Here is a 22,958-nt window from a genome sequence, read left to right on the forward strand (position 1 = left end):
GGCATGAGCTTCCAGTATCCCGACACCACGAAACCCGGGGTACACCAGACTTCACCAGACCGGTACGGCTCAGTCCTCGGTGATTCGGGTTCTGGCCTTGCGGCGGCCAGGGCGGCGAGGGGGCTCCTGTCCGGTAGCACCCTCCGCTTTGGGGCACGCGAGCGTCAAGCGGATCTGCTCTGACCAGGAAGGTCACGAAGAGGTAACAGTGGTCTGTTCGTGAAATACCCCCTAGGGGTATCTGGTTGTGGCGGGCACAGTGACGAGCGAAGGAGCCGATGATGAACGTGACGCACCACGCTGGGCCCGCCATCAAGGAGGACGGGTACACGCTGGAGCCGGAGGCGAGGGTGTTGCGGCCGGGCGCGGCCGACTTCCGGTTCCGGGTCCTGGGGCCGGACGGGGAGCCCGTGCGCGAGTACGCGACCGTCCATGACAGGAAGCTGCACCTGATCGTGGCCCGCCGGGACCTCACCGCCTTCTGGCACGTGCACCCGGTCGAGGACGGGGGCGTGTGGACGGTGCGGCTGGACCTGCCGGAGGCGGGGGCGTACCGGGTCTTCGCCGATGTCGCTCCGGAGGAACTCGGCCGCACGCTGACGCTCGGCGCGGACGTGGAGGTCGCCGGTGCGTACGCGCCCCGGCCGCTGCCCGGGCCCGCGCGGACCTGGACGGACGGCGCGTACGAGATCGCGCTGGAGGGCGAGCCGGCGGCCGGCGAGGGCCGGGCGCTGACCTTCACCGTCCGGAAGGACGGGCGGCCGGTCGATGATCTGGAGCCGTACCTGGCGGCGTACGGGCACCTGGTGGTGCTGCGGGCCGGCGACCTCGCCTACGTCCACGTGCACCCGGACGGCGAGCCCGGGCCGGGCATCGGGTTCCACATCGAGCTTCCCGGGCCCGGCACGTACCGGCTGTTCCTCGACTTCAAGCACGGCGGCACCGTCCGGACCGCCGACTTCACCGTGACCGCCTGATCTCCCAAGGAGTGATCATGTCCATTTCCTCGGCCCGCCGCTGGTGGGCGCTGGCGCTCATCGCGCTGGCCCAGTTCATGGTCATCATGGACACCTCGATCATCGGGGTGGCGCTGCCCCGGATACAGGAGGACCTCGGGTTCTCGCAGGAGGACCTGTCGTGGGTCTTCAACGCCTACGTCGTCGCGCTCGGCGGGCTGCTGCTGCTCGGCGGCAGGTTGTCGGATCTGTTCGGCGCGCGGAGGATGTTCGGCCTCGGCTGGGCCGTCCTGCTCGTCGGCTCGGCCATGGCCGGCGCGGCGGGCGGCGTCGGTGTGGAGCTGGCCGGGCGTGCGGTTCAGGGCGCGGGGGCCGCGCTCATCGCGCCGGCGGCATTGACGCTGCTGATGATGCTGTTCGGCGGCGAGCCACGCGAGCTGACGAAGGCCCTGGCCCTGTACGGCGCGGCGGCCCCGGCGGGTGGCACGGCCGGTGTCTTCCTCGGCGGCGTCATCACCGAGTACGCCTCCTGGCCCTGGGTGTTCTACATCAACATCCCGATCGCGGTGCTGGCGCTGGCCGCCGCGCCGTTCCTGATGCCCGCCGGCGGCGGCTCCCGCGGTTCGGTGGACGTGCTGGGCGCGCTGACGGTGACCGCCGGGCTGGGCGCGGTGGTGTACGCGATCGTCCGCGCTCCAGAGGTCGGCTGGACGGCGGCCGGGACCTGGGCCGTGCTGGCGGGCGGGCTGGTGCTGCTGGGAGTGTTCCTGGCGGTGCAGGCCAGGCGGCGGGAGCCGCTGATGCCGCTGTCGATCTTCCGTACGCCGAACCTCGGCGCGGCCAACCTGGCCCAGCTGCTGCTCGGCGCGGCGTGGATCCCGATGTGGTTCTTCCTGAACCTCTATCTGCAGCAGGTGCTCGGCTACAGCGCCTTCCCGTCGGGCGCGGCATTGGTGCCGATGACCGTGCTCATCATGGCCGGGATGATCGTCCTGGCGCCGCGGGCGATCGGGCGCTTCGGTCCGAAGGCGGTCACCGTGGCGGGGCTGGCGCTGCTGGCCGCCGGGATGGGCTGGCTGTCGCTGATCCGGCCGGACGGCTCGTTCCTGGTGGACGTGCTGCCCGCGTCGCTGCTCGCGGCGCTGGGCATGTCGCTGGCCTTCATCCCCTCGCTGGGCACGGCGATCTCCGCCGCGCGGCCCGAGGAGGGCGGGCTGGCGTCCGGCATCGTCAACACCGGCTACCAGGTGGGTTCGGCGCTCGGCCTGGCCGCCATGACCGCCATCGCGGCCGCCGGCGGCGCCGGGGAGGTCGGGAACCTGCCCGCGCTCACCGACGGCTTCTCCGCCGCGTTCGTCGGTGCCGGGCTGATCGCCCTTGTGGGGGCCGTCCTGGCCGCCGTGACCCTGCGTACGCCCAAGCCCGAAGCCGCCTCAACGGTGGAACGCGATCAGGTCGCGAGCCGCTGACCAGCGGGATGGGGGGCCGCATCCAGCGGCCCCCCTCATCGGTGTGAGAAGGCCAGGACATTGGGGCCGCCGGGATGGTGTGAAATCCGTACCCGGTGGTAGGTACCTGGCGCCGACCGGAAAGGCAGGGTAGCCATGGAAATCTCCGGCATCATCTCGGCACTGGTCATCGGCCTGATCATCGGCGCGCTGGGACGGCTCGTGCTCCCCGGCCGCCAGTCGATCCCCATCTGGCTGACGGTCGTCATCGGCATCGTCGCGGCGTTCATCGGGACCGCCGTCGCCGGCGGCTTCGGCGTCGCCGACACCGCCGGGATCGACTGGATCGAGCTGGCGCTGCAGATCGGCGTCGCGGCGGCGGGCGTGGCGGCGACCGCGGGCCTGTACGCCAGGCGCTCGGGCCGCTGACCGCTCCGGCCCCCGCTCCGGGGGCCGGTCAGCCGTCGGACGGGTCGAGCGCGGCCACCGCCTGCGGGGTCAGCCCGGCCAGCCGCTGGCGCTGCGGGAAGTCGCCGACGGGAATGCGGGCGACCTCCCTGGCGGTGGCGTAGTCGACGACCGAGATCTGGTTCTTCTCGGCGAGCGAGACGAAGCAGTGCCGGCCGTTGCCGCTGGTCTGCGTCCAGTACGGCAGGGAGTCGGTGTCGTACCGGACGGTCCCGTCCGTGGTCAGGCCCGGGCGGGAGACGATGGAGACGTAGTCGCTGATCGTGGCGGCGACGCACAGCTTGGACTCGGACCCGTTCATGGCCATGCCGTGGTGCGCCGAGTTCTGCGGGTAGTCGTCGGGCTTCATCGCGGCGGCCTTGTCGCTGAGCGGCATGTTCACGGTGCGCGCGATCCGGCCGGCGGCGAGGTCGTACTCCACGAAGCCGTTCAGGTACGACAGCTGCGCGTACATCGTCCTGTTGTCGCGCGTGAACGCGGCGGGGCGGATGCCGAACTGGAACGAGTACGTCCGCAGCGGCCGGAACGTCTTCGCGTCCACCGCGGTGACGGCCTTGCTGCCCTTGAGGGCGTTGAGGGCCCTCGGCAGGGACGTGATCCCGATGCTGGAGTTGTAGAGGATCGTCCCGTCCGGCGAGTAGTCGTTGGCGTGCGGGTACGTGCCGGTGGCGAACGAGGCGGCGGTACGGCCGGTGGCGGTGTCGATGACCTCGGACTTGCTCGCGGTCGTGGCCGACACCACGAAGTGCTTCCCGTCGGCGGACAGGGCGGCGTGGTCGGCCTTGAAGCCCTCGGTCTTGTGCCGCCACAGCATCCGCTTGGAGGCGATGTCGAACGCGACGCTGTCGGCGAGGTTGCCGCGCGAGATGTAGAGCGTGGTGCCGTCCGGGGAGACGGCCATGTCGTCGACGAGCTTGCGGTAGCCCTGGGCGGCGTTGACGGCCTCGTACCCGACGCGTTCCACCGGGTTCATGGCGTCGAGGCGTTCCTGGAGGTCGGGGACCACGTTGATGGAGCCGAGGTTCTCCAGGGTCGCGGTGTCGATGAAGCTGACCGTGCCGCCCTGGCCGTTGCCGATCGCCATCACCTCCCGCAGGGCCGGGGCGGCGGCGTTCGCGGTGCCGGTCCCGGCCAGTACGGCGATCGTCACCGCGGCGCTCAGGGCGCGTGTGCGTGTGCGGGCCATGGTCCACCTCCAGGGGGCGGATAAATCCGAATACCGGCGTATTCAGATTTGGGTTACTGGAAGGTAACAGCGGGCGGGGCGGGCGGCAAGGCCCACATCCGCGAAACTGTGGGGAGGCGAGAGGGGGCGCGATGGCGGGCAGGCTCAGGCGGCCGACCGGGGCCTACGGCGGCCGGACGGCCGAGGAGCGGCGGGCCGAGCGGCGGCGGCGGTTCCTGGACGCGGGCCTGGAGCTGTTCGGCGGCGGCCCCGGCTACCGCGCCACCGGGGTCGCCGAGCTGAGCCGGGCCGCCGGCCTGTCGACCCGCCAGTTCTACGAGGAGTTCCGCACCCTCGAAGACCTCCTCGCCGAGCTGCACCTGGAGGTGAACGACCGCGCGGAACGCGCCGTGCTCGCCGCCCTGGCGGGCGCCGGGGATCTCCCGCTCCCCGAGCGCGCCACCGCCCTGTTCCACGCGTACGCCACCGACGTCACCGGCGACCCGCGCCGCATCAGGATCGCGTTCGTCGAGATCATCGGGGTGAGCCCGCGGCTGGACCACCAGCGCCTCGCCCGGCGCCGCCGCTGGATCGACTTCCTGTGCGCGGAGGCCGCCCGCGCCGTCGAGCGCGGCGAGCTGGCCGACCGCGACTACCGCCTCGCCGCGACCGCGTTCATCGGCGGCGTCAACGGCCTCCTGCACGACTGGACCGTCGGCTGGGTCGACGCCACCCTCGACGAGATCATCGACGAGCTGGTCCGCATGCTCCTGGGCGCGATGCGCCCGGCGGCCTGACTCACATCGCGGCGCGGCCGCCGTCGACGGTGTAGATCCCGCCGCTCACCCAGTTCGCCTCGTCGGACGCCAGGAACAGCGCGAGCGCGGCGACGTCGCCGACCTCGCCCAGCCGGCGCAGCGGGAAGCGCTGCGCGGCGTCGGCGTTGGCCTCCTCGTCGGTACGGCCCGGCACGCCGCGCGCGGCCCGGCTCTCCGCGACCAGCGGGGTGAAGATCGTGCCGGGGCAGATGGCGTTGACGCGGACGCCGGACGGCCCGTACTCGACGGCCATCTGCTTGGTCATCGCGACGACCCCGCCCTTGGCCGCGGTGTACGGGAAGATGCCCGCGATGCCGACCAGCCCGCCCATGCTGGCCATGTTGATGATGACGCCCTCGCCGCGCTCGACCAGGTGCGGCAGGACGGCGCGGCCGGTGAGCCAGACGCCCTTGAGGTTGACGTCGACGACCCGGTCCCACTGCTCCTCGGAGGTCTCGGCGGCGGTGCCCGTTCCGGAGATCCCGGCGTTGGCGAAGACCGCGTCGAGGTGGCCGAACGCCCCGATCGCGGAACGGGTCGCGTCCTCGGTCTGCGCGCGGGAGGTCACGTCCGCGGCGAGGGGCAGGGCGGCCGGCCCGATCTCGGCGGCGACCGCCTTGGCGGTCTCGATGTCGCGGTCGACGACGGCGACGCGGGCGCCCTCGCGGGCGAAGCGGAGCGCGGTGGCGCGGCCGAGGCCCGATCCGGCGCCGGTGATCAGGGTGTTCTTGCCGTCGAGCCGGCCGGTCATGCGGTCCTCCAGAAGGTCACCAGGGGGGTCATTCGGCGAGCAGCCGGGCGAGCGCGTACGCCTGGCGGGTGGCGTTGACGAGGCGGCGCGGCGCGTACGCGTCGCCGAGGACGTGGAGCTCGGGCAGCCGTCCGGGCGGCAGCTCGCGCAGCTCGCCGAACAGGGCCGCGTCGGAGTCGCCGCCGCAGGAGAGGGCGATCGTGTCGAAGCCGCGCAGGTCCTCGGTGGCGAGGGAGTACACGTTCCGCACGCGGACGCCGTCGGGGTGGATCGCGACGACCTCTTCGAGCTGCCGGAACGCGACGCCGCGCTTGTGCAGCCGCGCCAGGATGCCGCCGAGGATGTAGCGGCCGAGGAGCTGGCCGGGCTGCGCGGTGCCGTACACGAGCGTCACCTGGTGCCCGCGCTCGCTGAGGTGATCGGCGAGGCTGAGCGGCGGCAGGTGGTCGTCCTGGGCGATCACCAGGACGCGCTCGCCGGGCGTGGCCGCGCCCGTGAGGATCTCGCGGCCGTCGGCGACGTTCGGTCCGCCGATGCCGTCGATGGGCGGGCGGTACGCGGTGGCGCCCGTCGCGACGGCCACGATGTCGGCGCCCACGGCCGTGACGTCGGCGGCGGTCGCGCGGTGGCCGAGGCGGACCTTGACGCCGGCGCGGTCCAGGCGTCCGGCCTGCCAGGCGAGGTATCTGGCGTACTGCTCGTAGCTCGGAGCCTTGGCGGCGATGCGGAGCTGGCCGCCCAGCTCGTCCGCGGCCTCCCAGAGTTCGACCGCGTGGCCGCTCTCGGCGGCCAGCCCCGCCAGCTCCATCCCGGCCGGGCCGCCGCCCACGACGAGGAGGGAACGCGGGCGCGAGGCCCGTCCCCAGGGGCCCTCCACCTCGTGGGAGGAGTGCGGGTTGACCGCGCATCCGAACGGCAGCCGCTCGACGTACGCGCGGCTGATGCAGTCGTTGCCGCCGACGCAGGGGCGCGACTCGTCCGCGCGGCCTTCGCGGGCCTTGGTGAGCAGCCGGGGCTCGGCGATGTAGGCGCGGGCCATCCCGACGACGTCGGCGTGCCCGGCGGCCAGGACCTCCTCCGCGACGGCGACCGAGTTCACCCGGCCGGTGTAGACGATCGGCAGCGCGACGGCCGCGCGGACCCGGCCCGCCAGGTCCGCCCATTCGGCGGAGCGGTAGAACTGCGGCTGGATGTAGCTGGGGTCGCCCCACGGGGAGCCGATGACGGTGTGCAGAAAGTCGATCAGGCCGGTCGACTCCAGGTAGCGGGCGATGACCAGGCCGTCGTCGGCGTCGTACCCGCCGGGCATCTCCTCGCGCAGGTTGAACCGCACGCCGAGGGCCATGCCGTCGCCGATCTCCTCGCGGACGGCGGTGAGCGCCTCGACGGCGAAGCGGGCGCGGTTCTCCAGGGAGCCGCCGTACTCGTCGTCGCGGTCGTTGGTGTACGGCGACAGGAACCATTCGAGCATGTCGTCGTGGTTGAGGTGCAGCTCGATGCCGTCCAGCCCGGCCTGGCGGGCGCGCGACGCCGAGTAGCGGTACTCCTCCACGTACCCCTTGATCTCGTCGCGCCGCATGACGTGCGGCCGCGAGGTGTGCATCGGGGAGCTGGTCCGCGCCGAGGGCGCCTGCGGGACGCCGCCGATCACGGTCAGCTGGGAGGTGACGACGGCGCCCTCGCGGTGCAGGACCGACACCAGCTCCTGGACGCGCTCGACGTAGTTCGGCGAGCGGTAGTTGCCGCGGGTCTCGGCGCCGTACCCGTGCGGCTCGAAGCCGGGGACCACCGGGTTGAGCACGCGGCCGCGCACGCCGTCGAACCACGACGCGCCGTCCCTGGCGCGCTCCCTCCAGTACGCGATGTGCCGGGCGGCCTGCTCCTCGGTGCCCCACAGGTCGCCGATGGCCGAGCCGTGCGGCGGCACCATCACCCGGTTGCGCAGCCGCATCGGGCCGATCCGGACGGGCTGGAAGACGTGCGGGTATGTCATCGTGCGAGGCTCTCCAGGGAAGGTCATGCGCCGCGGACGCGCCGGGCGTGCTCCAGCCAGTCGCGCGCCTTGTCGGCGTGCGCGAGGTCGATGTGCTGCCCGCGGAACCGGACGGCGCCCTGCCCCTCGGCGACCGCCTTCTCGACCGCCGCGACGAGGTCCCGGTGGTAGGCGACCTCCGCGTCGGAGGGCGTGAACACCTCGTTCACCACGGGGACGTGCGAGGGGTGGATGACGATCTGCCCGCGGAAGCCGAGCTGCAGGCCGGAGTCGGCGAACGCGCGGAGCCCGTCCAGGTCGGCGAGGTCCTCCCAGAGGCCGGTCAGCGCGTGCAGGCCGTGCTGGCGGCAGGCGAGCAGGATGCGGCTGCGCAGGTAGAGGGTCTCGGTGCCCTCGGGCGACCAGCGGTAGCCGACCGCGCGGGCGATGTCGGCGTGCGCGGAGGTCGGGCCGATCATCGCGCCGACGCGCGGCGAGGCCCCGGCGATCTCGTGGCAGTTCACGATCGCGTCGACCGTCTCGACCGGGACGATCATCTCCAGGCCGGAGGCGCCGTTGCGGGTCTCGAACCAGTCGATCAGCGTCTCCCAGCGGAGCACGTCCGCGGCGTTGCGGATCTTGGGGGTGAACAGGCCGGTCAGCCCGGGCCCGACGACCTCCTCCAGGTCGGCGCCGGCGGTGCCGGTGTCCAGGGCGTTGGGCCGGACGAACAGGCCCGCGCCCGGCGCCTCGGCGCGCAGCTCGGCCAGCGTCGCGCGGACCGTCGCCCGCGACTCCGCCTTCAGGCCTTCGGGCACGGAGTCCTCGAGGTCGAGCACGATCGCGTCGGCGCCGGCGGCGAGGGCCTTGCGCGCCCAGGCGGACTTGTGGCCGGGGACGAACAGGACCGATCGGTACGGGTGCATCGGGCGGCCCCTCAGCGGGTCTCGGGCGTGCGGTCGTGGGTGTCGGGCGTGACCCCGGCCGCGCGCAGCTTGGCCTTCTGCACCCGCTGCGACGGCGTCTTCGGCAGCTCGTCCACGAACCGCAGGAAGCGCGGTACGGCGAAGGACGGGATGCGGCTCTCGCACCACTCCCACACGCTCTCGGGCGTGGTGTCCTCGCGGGTGACGAGGTAGGCCATGACCTCGTCCTCGCCCGCCTCGGTGGTGGCGGGCACCGCGATGACCGCGCACTCCACGACGGCGGGGTGGCTGAGGACCGCGGTCTCGACCTCGTACGAGCTGATGTTCTCGCCGCGCCGGCGCAGCGCGTCCTTGAACCGGTCGACGAAGTAGAACCAGCCGTCCGCGTCGCGCCGCAGCGCGTCGCCGGTGTGGAACCACAGGTTGCGCCACGCCTCGACGGTCTTGTCCGGCATGTTGAAGTAGCCGTTGCTGGAGATGAACGGGACCTTCGGCCGGATGACCAGCTCGCCGATCTCGCCGACCGGGACCTCCTCGTCGGTCTCCGGGTCCACCAGGGCCACGTCGAACCACTCGTCGGCGGCCAGCCCGGCGGCGCCGGCCGGGCGGGCCTCGCCGTACGGCGACAGGATCGGCGCGGAGGTCTCCGTCAGCCCGAACACCTCGACGAACGCCTCGATCCCGAAGCGCTCCCTCATCGGCTCCAGGATCGTGGCCGCGGTCGGCGCGGCGAACACGCAGCGCAGGACGTTGTCGGCGTCGTCGGGGCGGCGGTCCTGCTTCCAGATGAAGTCCATCATCACGCCGATGAAGTTGGTGACCGTGACCCGGCTCTCGCGGATCTGGTCGATCCACCGGCTGGCGCTGAACCGGCTCCGCACGACGAACCGGGCGCCCGCGACCAGCGTCGGGTATGCCGCCATGAACTGCGCGTTCCCGTGGAAGAGCGGGGTCACCGCCATCCAGGCGTCCGCGTCGGTGAGCCGGGTCAGCGACACGCACTCGTTGGCGAAGAAGTACATCTGGGCGTGCGGCATCGCGACGCCCTTGGACGGGCCGGTCGTCCCGGAGGTGAAGAACACCGAGGCCAGGTCGCGCGGCAGCACCTCGGGCAGTTCGGCGCCGCCGCCGGCGAGCAGCTCGTCCCAGGGCGCGGCCTCCCACCCGGCGCTGCGCAGCGTCTCGATCGCCTCGGCCTGCCGGCCCGTGCCGGTGTCGATGACCCAGAACTTCGTGATGTCCCGGGCCGCCTCGGCGACCTCGGCGAACCGTTCGGCGTAGACGTCGTCGATCACCGCCAGCCGGGCCTCGACGGTCCGCACCTGGTGGGCGAGGAAGTCGCGCTCGTACGCGGTGTTGATCGGGACCTCGGCCAGGCCGGCGAGGGCGCTGCCCAGCCAGGTGCGGACGAAGCGGGACGAGTTCGCGGCGACGATCACGACGCGGTCGCCCTTGGCCGCGCCCGCCGCGAGCATCGCCCGGCCGACCGCCTCCGCCTCGGCGAGGATCCGCGCGTAGGTCCAGGTGGCGCCCTCCTCCGGCGCGTCCAGCCAGACGGCGTCGGGGCGCTCGGCGGCGTGGTGGCGCAGCACGGTCGGCAGCGCCCAGTCCGTGCGGTCGGGGAAGACCGCGCGCAGGTCGCGGTAGTGACGGAAGCTCACTGCTGGGCCCCTTCGGCTGCTGCTTCGGCCGCGGCGGTGGCGTTCCGGCCGCCGCGGAAGTCCGGGGAGCGCTTCTCCAGGAACGCCCGCGCGCCCTCGCGCATGTCCTCGCTCCCGATCGCCTGGACGAGCATCCCCAGGCTCGCGCTCATGTTGTCCTTCGACTGGTTCCACCACTGGTTGGAGCTGATCTTGGCGATCTCCAGGTAGCGCGGGCTGAGCCGGAGGATCTCGGCCAGCCAGCGGTCCACGGCCTCCTCCAGCGCGCCGTCCTCGACGACCTCGTTCACCAGCCCGAGGTCCAGGGCCTGCTCGGCGGAGTAGCGGCGGCACAGCAGCGCCATCTCCTTGGCGCGCTTCTCGCCGATCTGGACCGCCAGCAGGTTGGTCGCGCCGAGCACCCCGGCCGAGCCGACCCGCGGGCCGGTCTGGCCGAACGTCGAGCGCCGGGTCGCGATCGCGAAGTCGCAGGCCACGACCAGCTCGTTGCCGCCGCCCGCGGCCGCGCCGTCCACCGCCGCGATCACCGGGCGGGGGCAGGCGCGGATCGCGTCCACCAGCCGCAGCGAACCGGCGAACAGCGCGCGCAGCTGGGCCGGGTCGGGGTCGCCGAGCTGGTCGAGCGCGCCGCCGGCGCAGAACGCGCCGCCCGTACCGGTGATCACCACGGCCGCGGCGTCGGCGGCGCTCTCGACGGCCGCGGTCATCGCGCGGGCCATCTCCAGGTCGTAGGCGTTCCGCCGCTCGGGCCGGTCGATCCGGATCCACACCGCCGGCCCGCGCCGTTCCACCTCAATGGCCGCCACCGGGCCTCCCTTGCCTCGTCCTGCCGTCCAACGGCGGCCAATCTAGGCTTTTCATAATCATAAATCAACTGTAACGTCCGGATCACACCACGATCGGCTTAAGGAGCGGCCCATGAAGGCGGCGGTACTGCACGAGTTCGAGAAGGACCTGGTCATCGAGGACGTCCAGGTCGCCGAGCCGGGCCCGGACGAGGTGCTGGTGCGCGTCGCCGCGTCCGGCGTGTGCCACTCGGACCGCACCATGCAACTCGGCGCCAACGCCCTCCCGCTGCCGCTGCTGCTCGGCCACGAGCCCGCCGGGATCGTCGAGCGCGTCGGCGCGAACGTCACCTACGTCAAGCCCGGCGACCACGTCGCGGCCTGCGCGTCCGCGTTCTGCGGGCACTGCCGGTGGTGCCAGCGCGGCGAGCTCCAGCACTGCGAGAACAAGAACCGGTCCCGCCCGGCCGGCGAGCCGCCCCGGCTCTCGCTGGACGGCGCGCCCGTCGAGCCGTTCGTGGGCCTCGGCGGCTTCGGCGAGCGGCTGCTCGTCCACGAGCGCACGCTCGTCAAGCTCCCGGAGGAGATGCCGCTGGACAAGGCCGCCATCCTCGGCTGCGCGGTCATCACCGGGATCGGCGCCGTACGGCGCGCGGCGAAGGTGCAGCCGGGCGAGACCGTCGCGGTGATCGGCTGCGGCGGCGTCGGCCTGAACGTCGTGCAGGGCGCCCGGCTCGCCGGCGCGTCCCGGATCATCGCGGTCGACCGGCTGGCGCCCAAGCTGGAGCTCGCGAAGCGGTTCGGCGCGACCGACACGGTCGACGCGGGCGCCTGCGATCCCGTCGAGGCGGTACGGGAGCTGACCGGCGGCGGCGTCGACCACGCCATCGAGGTCGTCGGGATCTCGGCGACCATCGAGCAGGCGTTCCGGATGCTCGACACGATGGGCACCGCGACCGTCGTCGGCGTCGCGCGTCCCGACGTCCAAGTACGCATCCCGGCGGTGGACCTGCTGCTGGAGAAGCGGCTGCAGGGCACCAAGATGGGCTCCACCCGGTTCCGCCTGGACATCCCCCTCTACTGCCGCCTCTACGTGGACGGGCGCCTGCGGCTGGACGAGCTGATCAGCGAGACCGTTCCCCTGGACCGGGTGAACGAGGGCCTCGCCAAGCTCGACAACCCGCTCGGCGCCCGCACGGTCCTCACGTTCTAGCCGGTGCCCACGAGCCCCACGGGGAGGGCCTCGCCCTCCCCGTCCTCGGGCCGCCGGAAGCCGACCGTCACCGGCAGGCCGGCCCGCAGCGCGGCGCCCTCGGCGTCCACCAGCCGCAGCGTCAGCCACGGCCCCTCCGCCAGCTCCACGATCCCGATCACCACGTCCGGGGTCACCAGGTCGTCGCGGCGCCGGCCGGGCTTGACCGTCCAGGACACCAGCTCGCCCCGCCCGGACGCGGCCCGCCACTCCAGGTCGCGGGCCTGCGTCACCGAGCACACCCGCGCGGCCGGCTCGGACCACTCGCCGCTGCTCGGCGAGTAGCGCAGCATCAGCGTCCCTTCGGCGGCGCCGTCGAAGAACGGCCCGGACTCCTCGTCGCGGACCACCGGAGCCAGGCTCATCGGCCCTCCTTCCTGGCGTGCGGGCTGAGGATCAGCGTGGAGTGGAAGTCCAGCACCCCGCCGTTCCCGCTCACCATGATCAGATCGTGCTTCGGCACCTGCCGCTCGCCGCCCTCGCCGCGGGCCTGGACGATCGCCTCCGACAGCGGCGTCATCCCCCACATGTAGAACGACGACAGCTCGCCGCCGCCGGTGTTGGTCGGATGGCTGCCGCCCGGCGCGAGTGCCCCGCTCGCGACGAACTCGCCGCCCTCGCCCTTGCCGCAGAACCCGTAGTCCTCCAGCGTCACGAGCGTCGTGTACGTGAAGCAGTCGTACAGCTCGCGGACGTCGATGTCGCCGACCCCGACCCCGGCCATCTTCAGCGCGTCGGCGCCCGACCGGGCCGCGCCCGTGACCAGCCCGAACTCGCTGCCGCGCCGGTTCACGTACCCCGGGTGCGCCTGCCCCCAGCCCCAGATGTGCACCGGCGGCCGGCGCAGCCCCGCCGCGCGGTCCGCGGTGGTCAGGATGACCGCGACGCCGCCGTTGCTGACCAGGCAGCAGTCCAGCAGCCGCAGCGGGTCGGCGATCATCCGCGAGTTCTGGTGGTCGTCGAGGGTGATCGGGTCGCGCATCTGGGCGTGCGGGTTCATCGCCGCCCACTGCCGCGCCGCGACGGCGACCGCGCCGAACTGCTCGCTGGTCGTCCCGTACGCCTCCATGTGGCGGCGGGCCGCGACCGCGTACCGTTCCGGCGCCGCCTTCAGCCCGGCCGCCGCCGGCAGGGCGCCGACCCCGCGCATCGCGCGCTTCTGGCCGGAGTACGACGCGCCCGCGCTCCTCCCCTCCTTGAGCGGCGCGTCCGCGTACACGCAGGCGACCACGTCGGCCATGCCGGACGCGATCGCCATCGACGCGTACTGCACCATCTGCCCGGCCGACGATCCGAAACCCTGGATCGTCGCCAGCACCCGGGTGTCGCGCATCTGGAGGCTCGACTGGAGCCGCAGGTCGATGTCGTTGCCCACGCCGGGGTTGACGAGCAGCCCGTCGATGTCGGGCAGGTCCAGCCCCGCGTCCGCGGCCGCCCGCGCGATCGCGTCGATCGCGAAGTCGGCCGGCGACCTCCCGTAGACCTTGCCGAACTCGGTCAATCCAAGCCCGGCGATGACCGGTGTGCGTCCGGGCCTCATGCCGCCTCCTCGTCCCTGCGCGGGAGGGTGATCTCGACGATGCCCGGCCCGACCGTGACGCCGGACGAGTTCTCGCAGCGGATCGCGATCTCCACGACGCCCGCGCCGTCCTCGATCCTGTTCTCCTTCACCTCGGCCAGCACGCGCATGGTGTCGCCGACGACGTTGAACGCGCGCATCCGGAAACCGCGGATGCCGCGGATCGTCCCGCCGGCGCCCATCCAGTCGCGGACGCACCGCTCCCAGGCGCCCAGCAGGAACGAGGTGTTGGCGTACATCTCGGCCGCGCCGGTGCTCCTGGCGTACTCGGTATTGTGGTGGATGGAGTTGAAGTCCCGGTTGGACCCGGCGGCCATCACCAGCCGGTAGACGGTGAGCGGGTAGGCCACCTCCGGCAGCCGCTCCCCCGGCTCGACGTCCTCGAACGCCCTCATGTCCCTCCTTCCTTCGGGACGTAGGCGTAGGTCCCGATGCGGATCCGGGCCACGACCTCGTCCCGCCCGGTCACGACCTCGCTCTCCCAGGTCATGAACGCGCCGCGCCCGACGGCGGTCTCCTTCGGCGTGCACGCCACCAGCCGGCGGCCCCGCCGGCCGATCCGCTCGCCCGCCACGACGGGGCGCTCGAAGTCCACCTCGATGTCGGTGCCGAAGAACCCGGTCGTCCGCGGCCCGAGCGGCATGTCCTGGTTGTTGATGGCGCTGTGCACGGGCTGCGCGTCGCGGTCGTCGCTGTCGAACAGCGTCTCGCCCGGCCGCCACGCCGCCGGGATCGTCCACGCGATCACGCCGGTGTACGGCATCGTCACGTCGGCGAAGCCCGCCGCCCGCGCCGCCTCCGGGTCGGTGTGCAGCGCGCAGCCGAACTCCAGCGGCTCCAGGTAGCGGCGGATCGCGCCGGGCTCGACCGGATCGGCGCCCCACGTGGTCGTGCCGTCGGAGAAGTCCCGCCCGACGGCGTCGACCACCGGTCTCCAGTCCTCTTTCCAGTCCTCGTTCCAGTCCTCGCTCACTTGAGCGCTCCCCCCTCCATCAGCTCGCGGACGCGCTCCCCGGAGTAGCCCAGGACGTCCCGGAGCACGACCTCGTTGTGCAGTCCCAGCGTCGGCGCGGGCCGCCGTACGGTCCCGGGCGTGCCGGACAGCAGGTAGCGCGGGCCCTCGACGTACGCCGTGCCGTGCAGCGGATGGTCGAGGGCGACGATGTGGCCGCGCTCCCTGAGCTGCGGGTCGGCGACGAAGTCGGCGCTCGACTGGGACAGGTGCGCGGGCACGCCGATCGCCTGGAGGCGCCGCTCGACGTCGCGCGCGTCCTGCCCCGCGGTCCACGCGGCGAGCGCCCCGTCCAGCTCCTCCTCGCGGTCGCGGCGCTCCCCGGTGGTGAGCCCGGCCAGGTCGGGACGGTCCATCTCCGCCGCCAGCCGCCGCCACTCCCCGTCGGTGCGGGCCGCGAGCGCCACGTACCGCCCGCCGGCGCAGCCGTACACGCCGTGCGGGACGTACGCCTCGTCGCGGTTGCCGCGCCGCCGCGCGATCGTCCCGTCGTACCCGTGGTGCGCGACCTGCGGCGACAGGAAGAAGACCCCGGCCTCGATCTGCGCCGCGTCGATGTACGCGCCGCGGCCCGTGCGCCGCCGGTTCTCGATCGCCGCGAGCAGCGTCGCCAGCGCCAGCCGCGGGCCCACGTAGTCGGTGTACGGGCCGAACGGGCCCATCGGGAGCGCGTCCTCCCAGCCCACGAGGTTCTGCAGGCCGCTCAGCGAGGACCCGACGTTCCCGAACCCGGCCAGGCCCGTCCACGGCCCGGTCTGCCCGGCGATGCAGGTGCTGAGCATGATGAGGGACGGTCTGTCCTTCGCCAGCGTCGTGTATTCCAGTCCCCACTTCGCCATCTGGCCGGGCGAGAACGACTCCACGACGACGTCGGCCCAGGCGACGAGGTCGCGGACGACGCCGCGCCCCTCCTCGCTCTTCAGGTCGAGCGTCATGCCGAGCTTGCCGGCGTTGCAGTTGCCGAAGAGGGCGGAGTTCTCCCGGTCCTGGACGCCGCCGTAGAACGGCTGCATCAGCCGCGCCGTCTCGATCCGCCTGCTCGACTCGACCCGGACGACCTGGGCGCCGAAGTCGGCCAGCGCCCGCCCGATCAGCGGCCCGGCCACCACCCACGACAGGTCCAGCACCTTGAGCCCGTCCAGCGCGCTCGCGGGTTCCGGTTCGGAGACGGCGACGGTGCGCCGCGTCCCCGTCCACTCCCGCAGGACCTCGGCGGTGTGCTCGCCGGGCTTCGGCGCGCGGCGGCGGACGCGCGGCCCGTCCGGGCCGGTGACCCGCGCCATCCGGCCGGGGATCCGGACCGTGCGGCCGCCGATCTCGACCTCCGACCAGAAGTCGCGGGCGGCGAGCTGGGGGCTGGCCGCCACGTCGGCCATGTCGAAGACGGGGACGCAGAGGAGGCGGTGCCGCATGGCGGCCTCCAGCACGTCGTTCTTGGTCCTGGTCAGCAGGAACGCCCGCACGGCGGCGCGCGCCTCGTCCAGGTCCTCGCCCGTCAGCTCGCCGGCCGCCATGCGGTCGGGGACGGTCCGCCAGTCCCAGGAGGCGATCCTCTCGTCCACCGCGCCCTCGGCCCTGAGCCAGCCGAACAGGTTGTTGGTGAACGTCCCGGCGGCCGGGCCCATCGACAGGTGCAGCTCGACCAGGCCGTCCCTGACCCGCCACTTCTTCATCGAGTTGGGCGTCGCCGCGCCGCTGCCGCTCTGGTCCGTCCGGCCGGAGACCGGCTGCCGGTGCCATTCGGGGTTCTCGTCGCCGACCGCGTGCGCGAGGACGCGGGCCAGCGTCGCGACGCCCACCGACGCCTGCGCGGAGACGTCGACGATCTGGCCGCGGCCGGTGCCGCGGGCGGCGAGGACGGCCAGCAGCGTGCCCGCCGCGGCGTCGGCGCCCGCCTGCGCGTACGCCTGCGGCGCGCTGATCCGCAGCGGCGGCCGGTCGCCGTCGCGGTGCGGGTCCAGCGGCCCGCCGGCCGCCCAGACGACCAGGTCGCAGCCCGCGTACCCGGCCTTGGGCCCGGTACGTCCGAACGGGCTGACGACCGTGCAGACCAGATGCGGGTACGCGGCCAGGAGCGCCTCCGGCTCGGGCCCCTCCCCGGGAGCGGACATGACGACCGCGTCCGCGGCGCCGGCCAGCCGGTGCACGGTCTCCGCGTCGGCCACGACGCCGCGCTTCCCGGCGGCGTAGGTCTCCCAGAAGAGCGAGGTGCCCCCGGCGAGCGGCGGGGTGGCGCGCGCCGGGGAGCCGCCCTCGCGTTCCACCTGGACGACGTCGGCGCCGAGGTCGGCCAGCAGCCGGCCGCACATCAGGCCCCGCTCGTCGGTGAGGTCCAGAACGCGGATGTGCTCAAGCATCGGCGGCGGCCACCACGCGGATCGCGCCCTCGGGGCAGGCGTCGGCCGCCGCCTCGGCGTCCGCCAGCCGGTCGGCCGGGATCTCCAGGACCTGGCCGCGCTGGGCGACGAAGCCCTCCTCGTCGTCGGTGAGGAGGCCCTCGGCGACCGAGTAGCAGCGGCCGTGGCCCATGCACCTGTCGGCGTCGATCTTCAGGAACACGGTCACACCGTCCATTCGAGGGGAAGGCTCGGCATCGTCAGCTGGCCGCCGCGCTCGGTCAGCACCGTGCCGGGCCTGATCCGGTAGTCGGGGATCCGCCGGTGCCATTCGCGCAGGACGACCGCCAGCTCCAGGCGGGCGAGGTGCATGCCGAGGCAGCGGTGCGGGCCGGCGCCGAACGCGAGGTTCTGGTTGACGCCCTTGCGGCCGATGACGAACCGGTCCGGGTCCGGGTACTTGCGCGGGTCGCGGTTGGCCTGGGCGATGCCGAGCCAGACGACGTCGCCCTTCTCCAGTTCGAGGCCGTGGAAGTCCTCCGGTTCCTGCACCTCGCGGCCGGCCTGGAAGACCAGCGGGTAGAGCCGGATGAACTCCTCGACGGCGGCGGGGACCACCTCCGGCTCGGCGATGATCCGGCGCCGGTCCTCCTCGTGCGTGGCGAGGTGCGTGAACATGTAGCCGAGCGCGCTGCGGGTGGTGTCCAGCCCGGCCAGCATCAGCGTCATGCAGATGGTGAGGATGTCCTCCTGGGAGATCGGCTCGCCGTCGATCCGCGCCTCGATCAGCCGGGAGACCATGTCCTCCTTGGGGTCGCGCGGCGCGGCCCGGCGCTCGTTCACGGCCGTGTCGAAGTAGTCCAGGATCTTGCGCCTGGCCTCCTCGGTCTCCCGCGGGTCGCCGCCAAAGAAGCCCGCGAAGAGCGTCTCCGACCAGGGCAGGAAGAACTCGCCGTCGCTGACCGGCAGGCCGAGCAGCGCCAGGAAGAGGTCGGTCGGGTAGCGGATGGCGAACTCGGCGACGAAGTCGCACTCCCCCTTCGGCAGCACCTCCTCGACCAGCTCGACGCAGCGCGTGTGGGCGAGCTCCTCCATCCGCTTCACGGCGGCGGGCGAGAAGAACGGGTTCAGCACGCGGCGCAGCTTGACGTGGTCCTGGCCGTTCAGGTCCTGCGGCAGCAGCGCGATGGCCGAGCCGGGGTTGAGCGCGCTGCGGGCGTGGGTCGTCCAGACGGCGTGCTTCTGGAACCCCTCCAGGACGTCCTCGTACCGCTGGAGCATGTAGAAGCCGCGCGGCCGCGTGTCGTTGTAGTGGAACCGGGCGGCCTCGCGCTCGGCGTCCAGCAGCGCGTAGTGGTGGTACAGCTCGGAGTCCTCGCCGTACTCGGTATGGCTGACCGGGCAGCCCCGTACCTGGGTCATGTGTCCGCACCCCCTAGTGTGTCGCGATCCATTCGGGCAGGAACGTGGAGATCTCCGGGAAGAAGATCATGATCAGCACCACGATCAGCGCCATCGGCAGGAACCAGCCGACCGACTTGAACACGTCGTTCAGCGAGATGTCCTGGCCCTGGTTGACCTCGGGGTCCTTGGCGATGGAGTGGATGATGAACGCCAGGATCCCGACCGGCGGGCTCACCACGGCCAGCTCGCCGAGGAACACCGCGAACACCCCGAACCAGAGCGTGTCGATGTCCAGCGCCTTCAGCGTGGGCAGCAGGATAGGAACGGTCAGCATCATGATCGTCAGGGGCTCCATGATGGCCCCGAGCACGAGGTAGACGACCGTCATGAGCAGCAGGAACTCGACCCGGCCGAGGTTCATCGCCTGGATCGCCTCGGCGAACCCGGTGCTGATGCCGGTGAGGGTGAGCATCCGCGACAGCGCGCCGACTCCCACCAGCATGAGGAAGATGGCGCCGACGCTGGCGACCGTGCCGAGCGCGGCGTTGGCGACCGCGCGCAGCGGCCGCCTGCCGCGCGCCCAGTAGAACGAGATCAGCAGCGAGACCAGGGCGGCGACGGCGCCGGCCTCGGTCGCGGTGAACACGCCCGCGAACATGCCGACGACGATCACCACGACCAGCAGCGGGACCGGCCAGATGCCGACCAGGCTGCGGAACCGGTCGCCCCAGGTCACCGCGGGCTCGCCGGCCGCGGCGGTGCCGCCGGCCCGGGCCCACCGCACCGAGAAGACCACGATCATCAGGCTGAACAGGACCGCCACCAGGATGCCGGGGCCGATGCCCGCGTACAGCTGCGGGCCGATCGAGACCTCGGCGATGCCGGCGTAGATGACCAGCATGATGCTCGGCGGGATCAGCTGGCCGGGCAGTCCGGCCACCACGACCGAGCCGATCGCCAGCCGCTTGTCGTACCCGGCCTTGAGCATCTCGGGGATGCCCATCCGCGCCAGCGCGTACGTGGTGCCGACCGAGGAGCCGCTGACCGAGGCCAGGCCCGCGCCCGCGACGTTGGTGCCGACGGCCAGCCCGCCCGGCAGCCACGACAGCCAGTGCCGGCCGGCCGCGTACACGCTGTCGGTCAGCCCGGCGCGCCACAGCAGCAGGCCCATGAGCACGAACATCGGGACGACGCTCATCGTCCAGTCGGTGATGTGGCTGTACGGGAGCGTGCTGAACGTGCTCTCCACCAGCGGCATGCCCTTGAGCGCGTACATGCCGAGCAGCGCCGGGAAGATCATCGCCATCGCCACCGGCACCCGCAGGAAGATCAGCGCGAGCATGGTGACGCAGGCGACGATCCCGACCGCCTCCGGCTTGAGCGGCATGAACAGCATGACGAGGGATCCGGCGAGGACGGCCATCATCAGGCCGAACAGGATCCAGGAGCCGATGCCGTCGCCGCCCTCCCCGCGGGCGGGCGCGGCGGGCACGGGGCCCGGCTCGGCGGCGGGCTTGGTCGCGGGCTCGGTCATGACGCGGCCCCGTCCTTCCGGTGGGCGGCCGCGCGGTAGGCGGCCAGGGCGAACTGGACGGTGAGGCCGCCGAACGCGATCGGGGCCAGGAAGTAGGGCGGCCACGCGACCAGGTCGCTGACCCCCGCGGTCTTCTCGATCTCGAACGCGTGGATCGCCTCGCCCAGCCCCCACCACGCGAAGCCCGCCGAGCACGCGCAGCACAGCACGGAGCTCGCGGCGACGAGGTACGGGCGGGTCGCGCGGGGCAGCCGGTCGAAGATCAGCTCGGCGGCGATGTGCTCGCCCCGGCTCTGCGCGGCCAGGAAGCCGCAGAACACGACGATCGGCAGGTACCAGTACTCCACCACCTCCAGCGTGTTGGGGATGGGGAGGTCGAGGAAGGTCCTGGTCAGCGCGTTCACGGTGACGTGCAGCATCATCACGAAGATCGCGAGGATGGCGAGCAGGTCGATGGCGGCCTGCGGGCCGAGGCGGCGGCGGGCCGGCTCCTCGGGCGGCGCGGCCGCCGTCGGCGCGGCGGTGGTCTCAGTGCTCATGTCGGCTCCGAACATGGGGGTGCCTCGGGGCTGAGGCATGCCGAAATCCGTACGTACGGCCGGCCGGGGGCGGGCCCGGCGGGGCGGCGGGGGGCGGGCCTCTCGCGGGTCAGGACGGGCGGTGCGGCAGGAAGATCTCCTCGAAGGCGCGCTTCATGAACGCGTCGACGTCGACCCTGCCGGGCTTGTACCAGGTGTCGAACTCCGGATAGGTGACGTCGGCGCCGGTCCCGCCCGCCCGCACGATGTTCAGCCAGCGGGCGGACGCGGCGCGGGCGGCGGCCACCAGGGCGTCCGGGTCGTCGATCTTGTCGCTGCGGGAGATCTTGCGGAGCATGCGGGCGTTGGCGGCGTTGACCGAGCCGCGCGCGTCGGGCTCGAACGGCGCGACCGAGCCGCCCGCGGCCTTGGCGGCCTTGACGGCGGCCACGCTGTTGGGCCAGATCTTGTCCCGGATGTTGGAGGTCATGAAGACGTCCAGCCGGTCGAACAGCAGCTGCCGGGCGGCCAGCGGCAGCCGCTTCCAGGCCCGGCCGCTCATCGCCATCGCACCCGGCGCGGTGGCGAGGCCGGCCTGCGGGTCGATGGTGACGTGGGGGGCGGCGGAGATGAAGCCGCTGAGCACGCCGACGGTCAGGCTGGAGACGCTGCAGTCGACGATGCCGCGCTCAAGCCCCTCGAACAGCTCGGTGTAGGGCACCGAGACGGCCGAGCCGCCGAGCGAGGTGATCTCGGCGGTCTGCGCCTGCCCGCCGGACGCCGCCTGGCGGCCGTGGAAGGCCTTCAGACCGCGCGGCTCGTCGCGGCAGAACAGCACGTTCGAGCCGGAGTCGTACTGCGGCATCAGCGGTTCCATGCCCGCGTCCCGGAACTCCTTCATGATCTCGGGGATCTCGAAGGCGACCTCGTTGGGCCAGGCGTTGGACTGGAGGGCGCCGGTGACCGGGGTCTGCTCGGACAGGAACGTGGTCTGGATCAGCGCGGCGTTGGCCGGGTAGTCGGACGGCTCGTAGATCGGCAGCACCTGGCCCAGGTCGAGCCGGCCGTCCCGGAGGGCGTCGTCGACCTCCTCGGGCGGCGCGACGCCGTTGGAGTAGCTGACCTCCCAGGTGATCTTCCCGCCGGACCAGTCGGTGACCGCCTTGAGGTAGTCCTCGACGTTCTTGCCGGTCACCGAGCCCTTGGGGGACGGCGACTGGGTGGTCAGCTTGATGGGCGGGATGTCGCGGAAGGCCGCCTTGTACTCCTCCTGCGTCGCGCCGTACCGCACGCTCGGCCCGGTCCCGGCCATCGGCTTCGTCTCGACCGGCTCCGCGCAGGCGGAGAGCGCCAGCGCGCCCGCCGCGCCCAGTGCCGCGATGGCCGCGGCCCGCCGTCTTCCACGCTGTACGACCACTTGTACTCCGGCGTTTCAGGTTGTGACGCTTCCACGTCCAACTCGGGGCGTTCGGGAGTGATCCGCATCACCGGCGGACATGCTGCATATCATTCGCCTGAATTAGCCCAGGGTCAAGAGTCTATGCGCATCAATCGAATAATTCGGGGCGAGCGGGGCCGGGACGGTCAGGAGCGCACGCCGCGCCAGGCGGTGGTCCCGCCGTCCACCGGGACGATCGCTCCGGTCATGAACGAGGCGTCGTCCGAGGCCAGGAAGCACACGACCTTGGCGACCTCGCCGGGCCGCCCGAACCGCGGGATCAGGTGCGTGCCGGTCATCTCCCGCAGCCGCAGCTCGGGATCGTCCGCCGCCTCCAGGTGGGCGCGGCTCATCGGCGTCTCGATCGATCCCGGGCAGAAGGCGTTGACGCGCACCTCGGGCGACAGGTCGATGGCGGCCGAGCGGGTCAGCTGGATCACCGCGCCCTTGCTGGAGCTGTACGCCGGCGACCGGTAGCCGGTCATCCCCGCCACCGAGGCGGCGTTGACGACCGACGGGCCGCGCCCGGAGGCGCGCAGATGCGGCGCGGCGTACTTCATCCCCAGGAAGACGGCCTTGATGTTGACCGCGTAGACCCGGTCCCAGGCGTCCTCCGGCAGCGTCTCCAGGGTCGTCTCGGCGCTGAACGTGCCGTCCAGGACGCCCGCGTTGTTCACGAGCGTGTCCAGCCCGCCCGCGGCCGCGACGGTGTCCGCCACCATGGCCTCGATCTGGGCGGAGTCGGCCAGATCGACCCGGACGGCCAGCGCGGCGGCGCCCGCCGCCCGCACCTCGGCGGCGGCCTCCCCGGCCGCGGCCTCGTCGATGTCGGCGACCGCGACGAACGCGGCGCCCCGCCGGGCCGCCTCCACGGCGATCTCCCGGCCCATGCCGGCTCCGCCGCCGGTCACGAGCACCCGCTTGCCAGTGAGCAT

At 72.7% G+C, this 22,958-nt stretch carries 22 protein-coding genes; 5 read left to right on the plus strand and 17 right to left on the minus strand.

The window, feature by feature from the left end; all coding sequences use genetic code 11:
- Positions 1-281 precede the first annotated feature (281 nt).
- The 3 genes from AB0881_RS11500 to AB0881_RS11510 all read left to right on the plus strand — a co-directional run bounded on the left by AB0881_RS11500 (position 282) and on the right by AB0881_RS11510 (position 2,833).
- On the plus strand, positions 282-977 hold the full coding sequence (locus AB0881_RS11500; protein WP_366616264.1) for a hypothetical protein: 696 nt from the start codon (positions 282-284) through the stop codon (positions 975-977).
- Positions 978-994: 17 nt separating this feature from the next.
- Positions 995-2,425, plus strand: a complete 1,431-nt coding sequence (locus tag AB0881_RS11505; RefSeq protein ID WP_366616266.1) for an MFS transporter — start codon at positions 995-997, stop codon at positions 2,423-2,425.
- Between the two features lie 135 nt (positions 2,426-2,560).
- Positions 2,561-2,833, plus strand: a complete 273-nt coding sequence (locus AB0881_RS11510) for a GlsB/YeaQ/YmgE family stress response membrane protein (RefSeq protein ID WP_366616267.1) — start codon at positions 2,561-2,563, stop codon at positions 2,831-2,833.
- A gap of 28 nt (positions 2,834-2,861) precedes the next feature.
- On the opposite strand, the gene AB0881_RS11515 is transcribed toward AB0881_RS11510, so the two are convergent.
- Positions 2,862-4,058 (minus strand): YncE family protein, encoded by a 1,197-nt coding sequence (locus AB0881_RS11515; protein ID WP_366616269.1) that lies wholly within the window; start codon positions 4,056-4,058, stop codon positions 2,862-2,864.
- Positions 4,059-4,189: 131 nt separating this feature from the next.
- On the opposite strand from AB0881_RS11515, the gene AB0881_RS11520 reads away from it, so the two are divergent.
- Positions 4,190-4,834: a TetR/AcrR family transcriptional regulator gene (locus AB0881_RS11520; RefSeq protein WP_366616270.1), complete on the plus strand. Its 645-nt coding sequence runs from the start codon at positions 4,190-4,192 to the stop codon at positions 4,832-4,834.
- Between the two features lies 1 nt (position 4,835).
- Here the strand turns inward: AB0881_RS11520 and AB0881_RS11525 are convergent, their stop codons facing one another.
- The 5 genes from AB0881_RS11525 to AB0881_RS11545 are packed head-to-tail and all read right to left on the minus strand — an operon-like array spanning position 4,836 to position 10,971.
- Positions 4,836-5,606 carry an SDR family NAD(P)-dependent oxidoreductase gene (locus AB0881_RS11525; protein WP_366616271.1) on the minus strand — a complete coding sequence of 257 codons (771 nt, stop codon included), beginning with the start codon at positions 5,604-5,606 and terminating at the stop codon, positions 4,836-4,838.
- Between the two features lie 28 nt (positions 5,607-5,634).
- Positions 5,635-7,599 (minus strand): NAD(P)-binding protein, encoded by a 1,965-nt coding sequence (locus AB0881_RS11530; protein ID WP_366616272.1) that lies wholly within the window; start codon positions 7,597-7,599, stop codon positions 5,635-5,637.
- A 23-nt stretch (positions 7,600-7,622) separates the two neighbouring features.
- Entirely contained in the window at positions 7,623-8,504 is an 882-nt protein-coding gene (locus AB0881_RS11535; RefSeq protein WP_366616273.1) for a CoA ester lyase, read from the minus strand.
- Positions 8,505-8,515: 11 nt separating this feature from the next.
- Entirely contained in the window at positions 8,516-10,165 is a 1,650-nt protein-coding gene (locus AB0881_RS11540; RefSeq protein WP_366616274.1) for an AMP-binding protein, read from the minus strand.
- The gene (locus AB0881_RS11545) at positions 10,162-10,971 is read right to left on the minus strand and encodes an enoyl-CoA hydratase/isomerase family protein (RefSeq protein WP_366616276.1); all 810 of its coding nucleotides are present in this window, start codon (positions 10,969-10,971) and stop codon (positions 10,162-10,164) included. The genes AB0881_RS11540 and AB0881_RS11545 overlap by 4 nt, the downstream gene beginning before the upstream one ends.
- A gap of 112 nt (positions 10,972-11,083) precedes the next feature.
- On the opposite strand from AB0881_RS11545, the gene AB0881_RS11550 reads away from it, so the two are divergent.
- A complete protein-coding gene (locus tag AB0881_RS11550; RefSeq protein ID WP_366616277.1) occupies positions 11,084-12,163 on the plus strand; it encodes a Zn-dependent alcohol dehydrogenase in 1,080 nt (359 codons plus the stop codon).
- Here AB0881_RS11550 and AB0881_RS11555 read toward each other — a convergent pair.
- The 11 genes from AB0881_RS11555 to AB0881_RS11605 all read right to left on the minus strand — a co-directional run bounded on the left by AB0881_RS11555 (position 12,160) and on the right by AB0881_RS11605 (position 22,958).
- A complete protein-coding gene (locus AB0881_RS11555; protein WP_366616278.1) occupies positions 12,160-12,567 on the minus strand; it encodes an OB-fold domain-containing protein in 408 nt (135 codons plus the stop codon). The genes AB0881_RS11550 and AB0881_RS11555 overlap by 4 nt on opposite strands.
- Positions 12,564-13,742, minus strand: a complete 1,179-nt coding sequence (locus AB0881_RS11560) for a thiolase family protein (RefSeq protein WP_366616280.1) — start codon at positions 13,740-13,742, stop codon at positions 12,564-12,566. Before AB0881_RS11560 ends, AB0881_RS11555 begins: the two co-directional genes overlap by 4 nt.
- On the minus strand, positions 13,739-14,176 hold the full coding sequence (locus AB0881_RS11565) for an acyl dehydratase (protein ID WP_366616281.1): 438 nt from the start codon (positions 14,174-14,176) through the stop codon (positions 13,739-13,741). The genes AB0881_RS11560 and AB0881_RS11565 overlap by 4 nt, the downstream gene beginning before the upstream one ends.
- A complete protein-coding gene (locus AB0881_RS11570) occupies positions 14,173-14,754 on the minus strand; it encodes a MaoC family dehydratase N-terminal domain-containing protein (RefSeq protein ID WP_366616283.1) in 582 nt (193 codons plus the stop codon). Before AB0881_RS11570 ends, AB0881_RS11565 begins: the two co-directional genes overlap by 4 nt.
- Positions 14,751-17,150 carry a CoA transferase gene (locus AB0881_RS11575; protein ID WP_366616285.1) on the minus strand — a complete coding sequence of 800 codons (2,400 nt, stop codon included), beginning with the start codon at positions 17,148-17,150 and terminating at the stop codon, positions 14,751-14,753. Before AB0881_RS11575 ends, AB0881_RS11570 begins: the two co-directional genes overlap by 4 nt.
- Positions 17,143-17,358: a ferredoxin gene (locus tag AB0881_RS11580; RefSeq protein ID WP_366616287.1), complete on the minus strand. Its 216-nt coding sequence runs from the start codon at positions 17,356-17,358 to the stop codon at positions 17,143-17,145. Before AB0881_RS11580 ends, AB0881_RS11575 begins: the two co-directional genes overlap by 8 nt.
- Complete coding sequence (locus AB0881_RS11585; protein ID WP_366616289.1) at positions 17,355-18,551, minus strand: cytochrome P450; 1,197 nt, start codon at positions 18,549-18,551, stop codon at positions 17,355-17,357. Before AB0881_RS11585 ends, AB0881_RS11580 begins: the two co-directional genes overlap by 4 nt.
- Before the next feature lie 13 nt (positions 18,552-18,564).
- On the minus strand, positions 18,565-20,067 hold the full coding sequence (locus tag AB0881_RS11590) for a TRAP transporter large permease (protein ID WP_366616291.1): 1,503 nt from the start codon (positions 20,065-20,067) through the stop codon (positions 18,565-18,567).
- Positions 20,064-20,606 carry a TRAP transporter small permease gene (locus tag AB0881_RS11595; protein WP_366616293.1) on the minus strand — a complete coding sequence of 181 codons (543 nt, stop codon included), beginning with the start codon at positions 20,604-20,606 and terminating at the stop codon, positions 20,064-20,066. The genes AB0881_RS11590 and AB0881_RS11595 overlap by 4 nt, the downstream gene beginning before the upstream one ends.
- A gap of 109 nt (positions 20,607-20,715) precedes the next feature.
- The gene (locus AB0881_RS11600; protein ID WP_366616294.1) at positions 20,716-22,002 is read right to left on the minus strand and encodes a C4-dicarboxylate ABC transporter substrate-binding protein; all 1,287 of its coding nucleotides are present in this window, start codon (positions 22,000-22,002) and stop codon (positions 20,716-20,718) included.
- Between the two features lie 167 nt (positions 22,003-22,169).
- The gene (locus AB0881_RS11605; RefSeq protein WP_366616296.1) at positions 22,170-22,958 is read right to left on the minus strand and encodes an SDR family NAD(P)-dependent oxidoreductase; all 789 of its coding nucleotides are present in this window, start codon (positions 22,956-22,958) and stop codon (positions 22,170-22,172) included.

The organism is Spirillospora sp. NPDC029432 (assembly GCF_040703975.1).
GTDB lineage: Bacteria > Actinomycetota > Actinomycetes > Streptosporangiales > Streptosporangiaceae > Spirillospora.

Bases quoted from the DNA above. Each gene is read 5' to 3' on its own strand.
- AB0881_RS11500 (WP_366616264.1), top strand. From the start codon at position 282: ATGAACGTGACGCACCACGCTGGGCCCGCCATCAAGGAGGACGGGTAC.
- AB0881_RS11505 (WP_366616266.1), top strand. From the start codon at position 995: ATGTCCATTTCCTCGGCCCGCCGCTGGTGGGCGCTGGCGCTCATCGCG.
- AB0881_RS11510 (WP_366616267.1), top strand. From the start codon at position 2,561: ATGGAAATCTCCGGCATCATCTCGGCACTGGTCATCGGCCTGATCATC.
- AB0881_RS11515 (WP_366616269.1), bottom strand. From the start codon at position 4,058: ATGGCCCGCACACGCACACGCGCCCTGAGCGCCGCGGTGACGATCGCC.
- AB0881_RS11520 (WP_366616270.1), top strand. From the start codon at position 4,190: ATGGCGGGCAGGCTCAGGCGGCCGACCGGGGCCTACGGCGGCCGGACG.
- AB0881_RS11525 (WP_366616271.1), bottom strand. From the start codon at position 5,606: ATGACCGGCCGGCTCGACGGCAAGAACACCCTGATCACCGGCGCCGGA.
- AB0881_RS11530 (WP_366616272.1), bottom strand. From the start codon at position 7,599: ATGACATACCCGCACGTCTTCCAGCCCGTCCGGATCGGCCCGATGCGG.
- AB0881_RS11535 (WP_366616273.1), bottom strand. From the start codon at position 8,504: ATGCACCCGTACCGATCGGTCCTGTTCGTCCCCGGCCACAAGTCCGCC.
- AB0881_RS11550 (WP_366616277.1), top strand. From the start codon at position 11,084: ATGAAGGCGGCGGTACTGCACGAGTTCGAGAAGGACCTGGTCATCGAG.
- AB0881_RS11555 (WP_366616278.1), bottom strand. From the start codon at position 12,567: ATGAGCCTGGCTCCGGTGGTCCGCGACGAGGAGTCCGGGCCGTTCTTC.
- AB0881_RS11560 (WP_366616280.1), bottom strand. From the start codon at position 13,742: ATGAGGCCCGGACGCACACCGGTCATCGCCGGGCTTGGATTGACCGAG.
- AB0881_RS11565 (WP_366616281.1), bottom strand. From the start codon at position 14,176: ATGAGGGCGTTCGAGGACGTCGAGCCGGGGGAGCGGCTGCCGGAGGTG.
- AB0881_RS11575 (WP_366616285.1), bottom strand. From the start codon at position 17,150: ATGCTTGAGCACATCCGCGTTCTGGACCTCACCGACGAGCGGGGCCTG.
- AB0881_RS11585 (WP_366616289.1), bottom strand. From the start codon at position 18,551: ATGACCCAGGTACGGGGCTGCCCGGTCAGCCATACCGAGTACGGCGAG.
- AB0881_RS11590 (WP_366616291.1), bottom strand. From the start codon at position 20,067: ATGACCGAGCCCGCGACCAAGCCCGCCGCCGAGCCGGGCCCCGTGCCC.
- AB0881_RS11595 (WP_366616293.1), bottom strand. From the start codon at position 20,606: ATGAGCACTGAGACCACCGCCGCGCCGACGGCGGCCGCGCCGCCCGAG.
- AB0881_RS11605 (WP_366616296.1), bottom strand. From the start codon at position 22,958: ATGCTCACTGGCAAGCGGGTGCTCGTGACCGGCGGCGGAGCCGGCATG.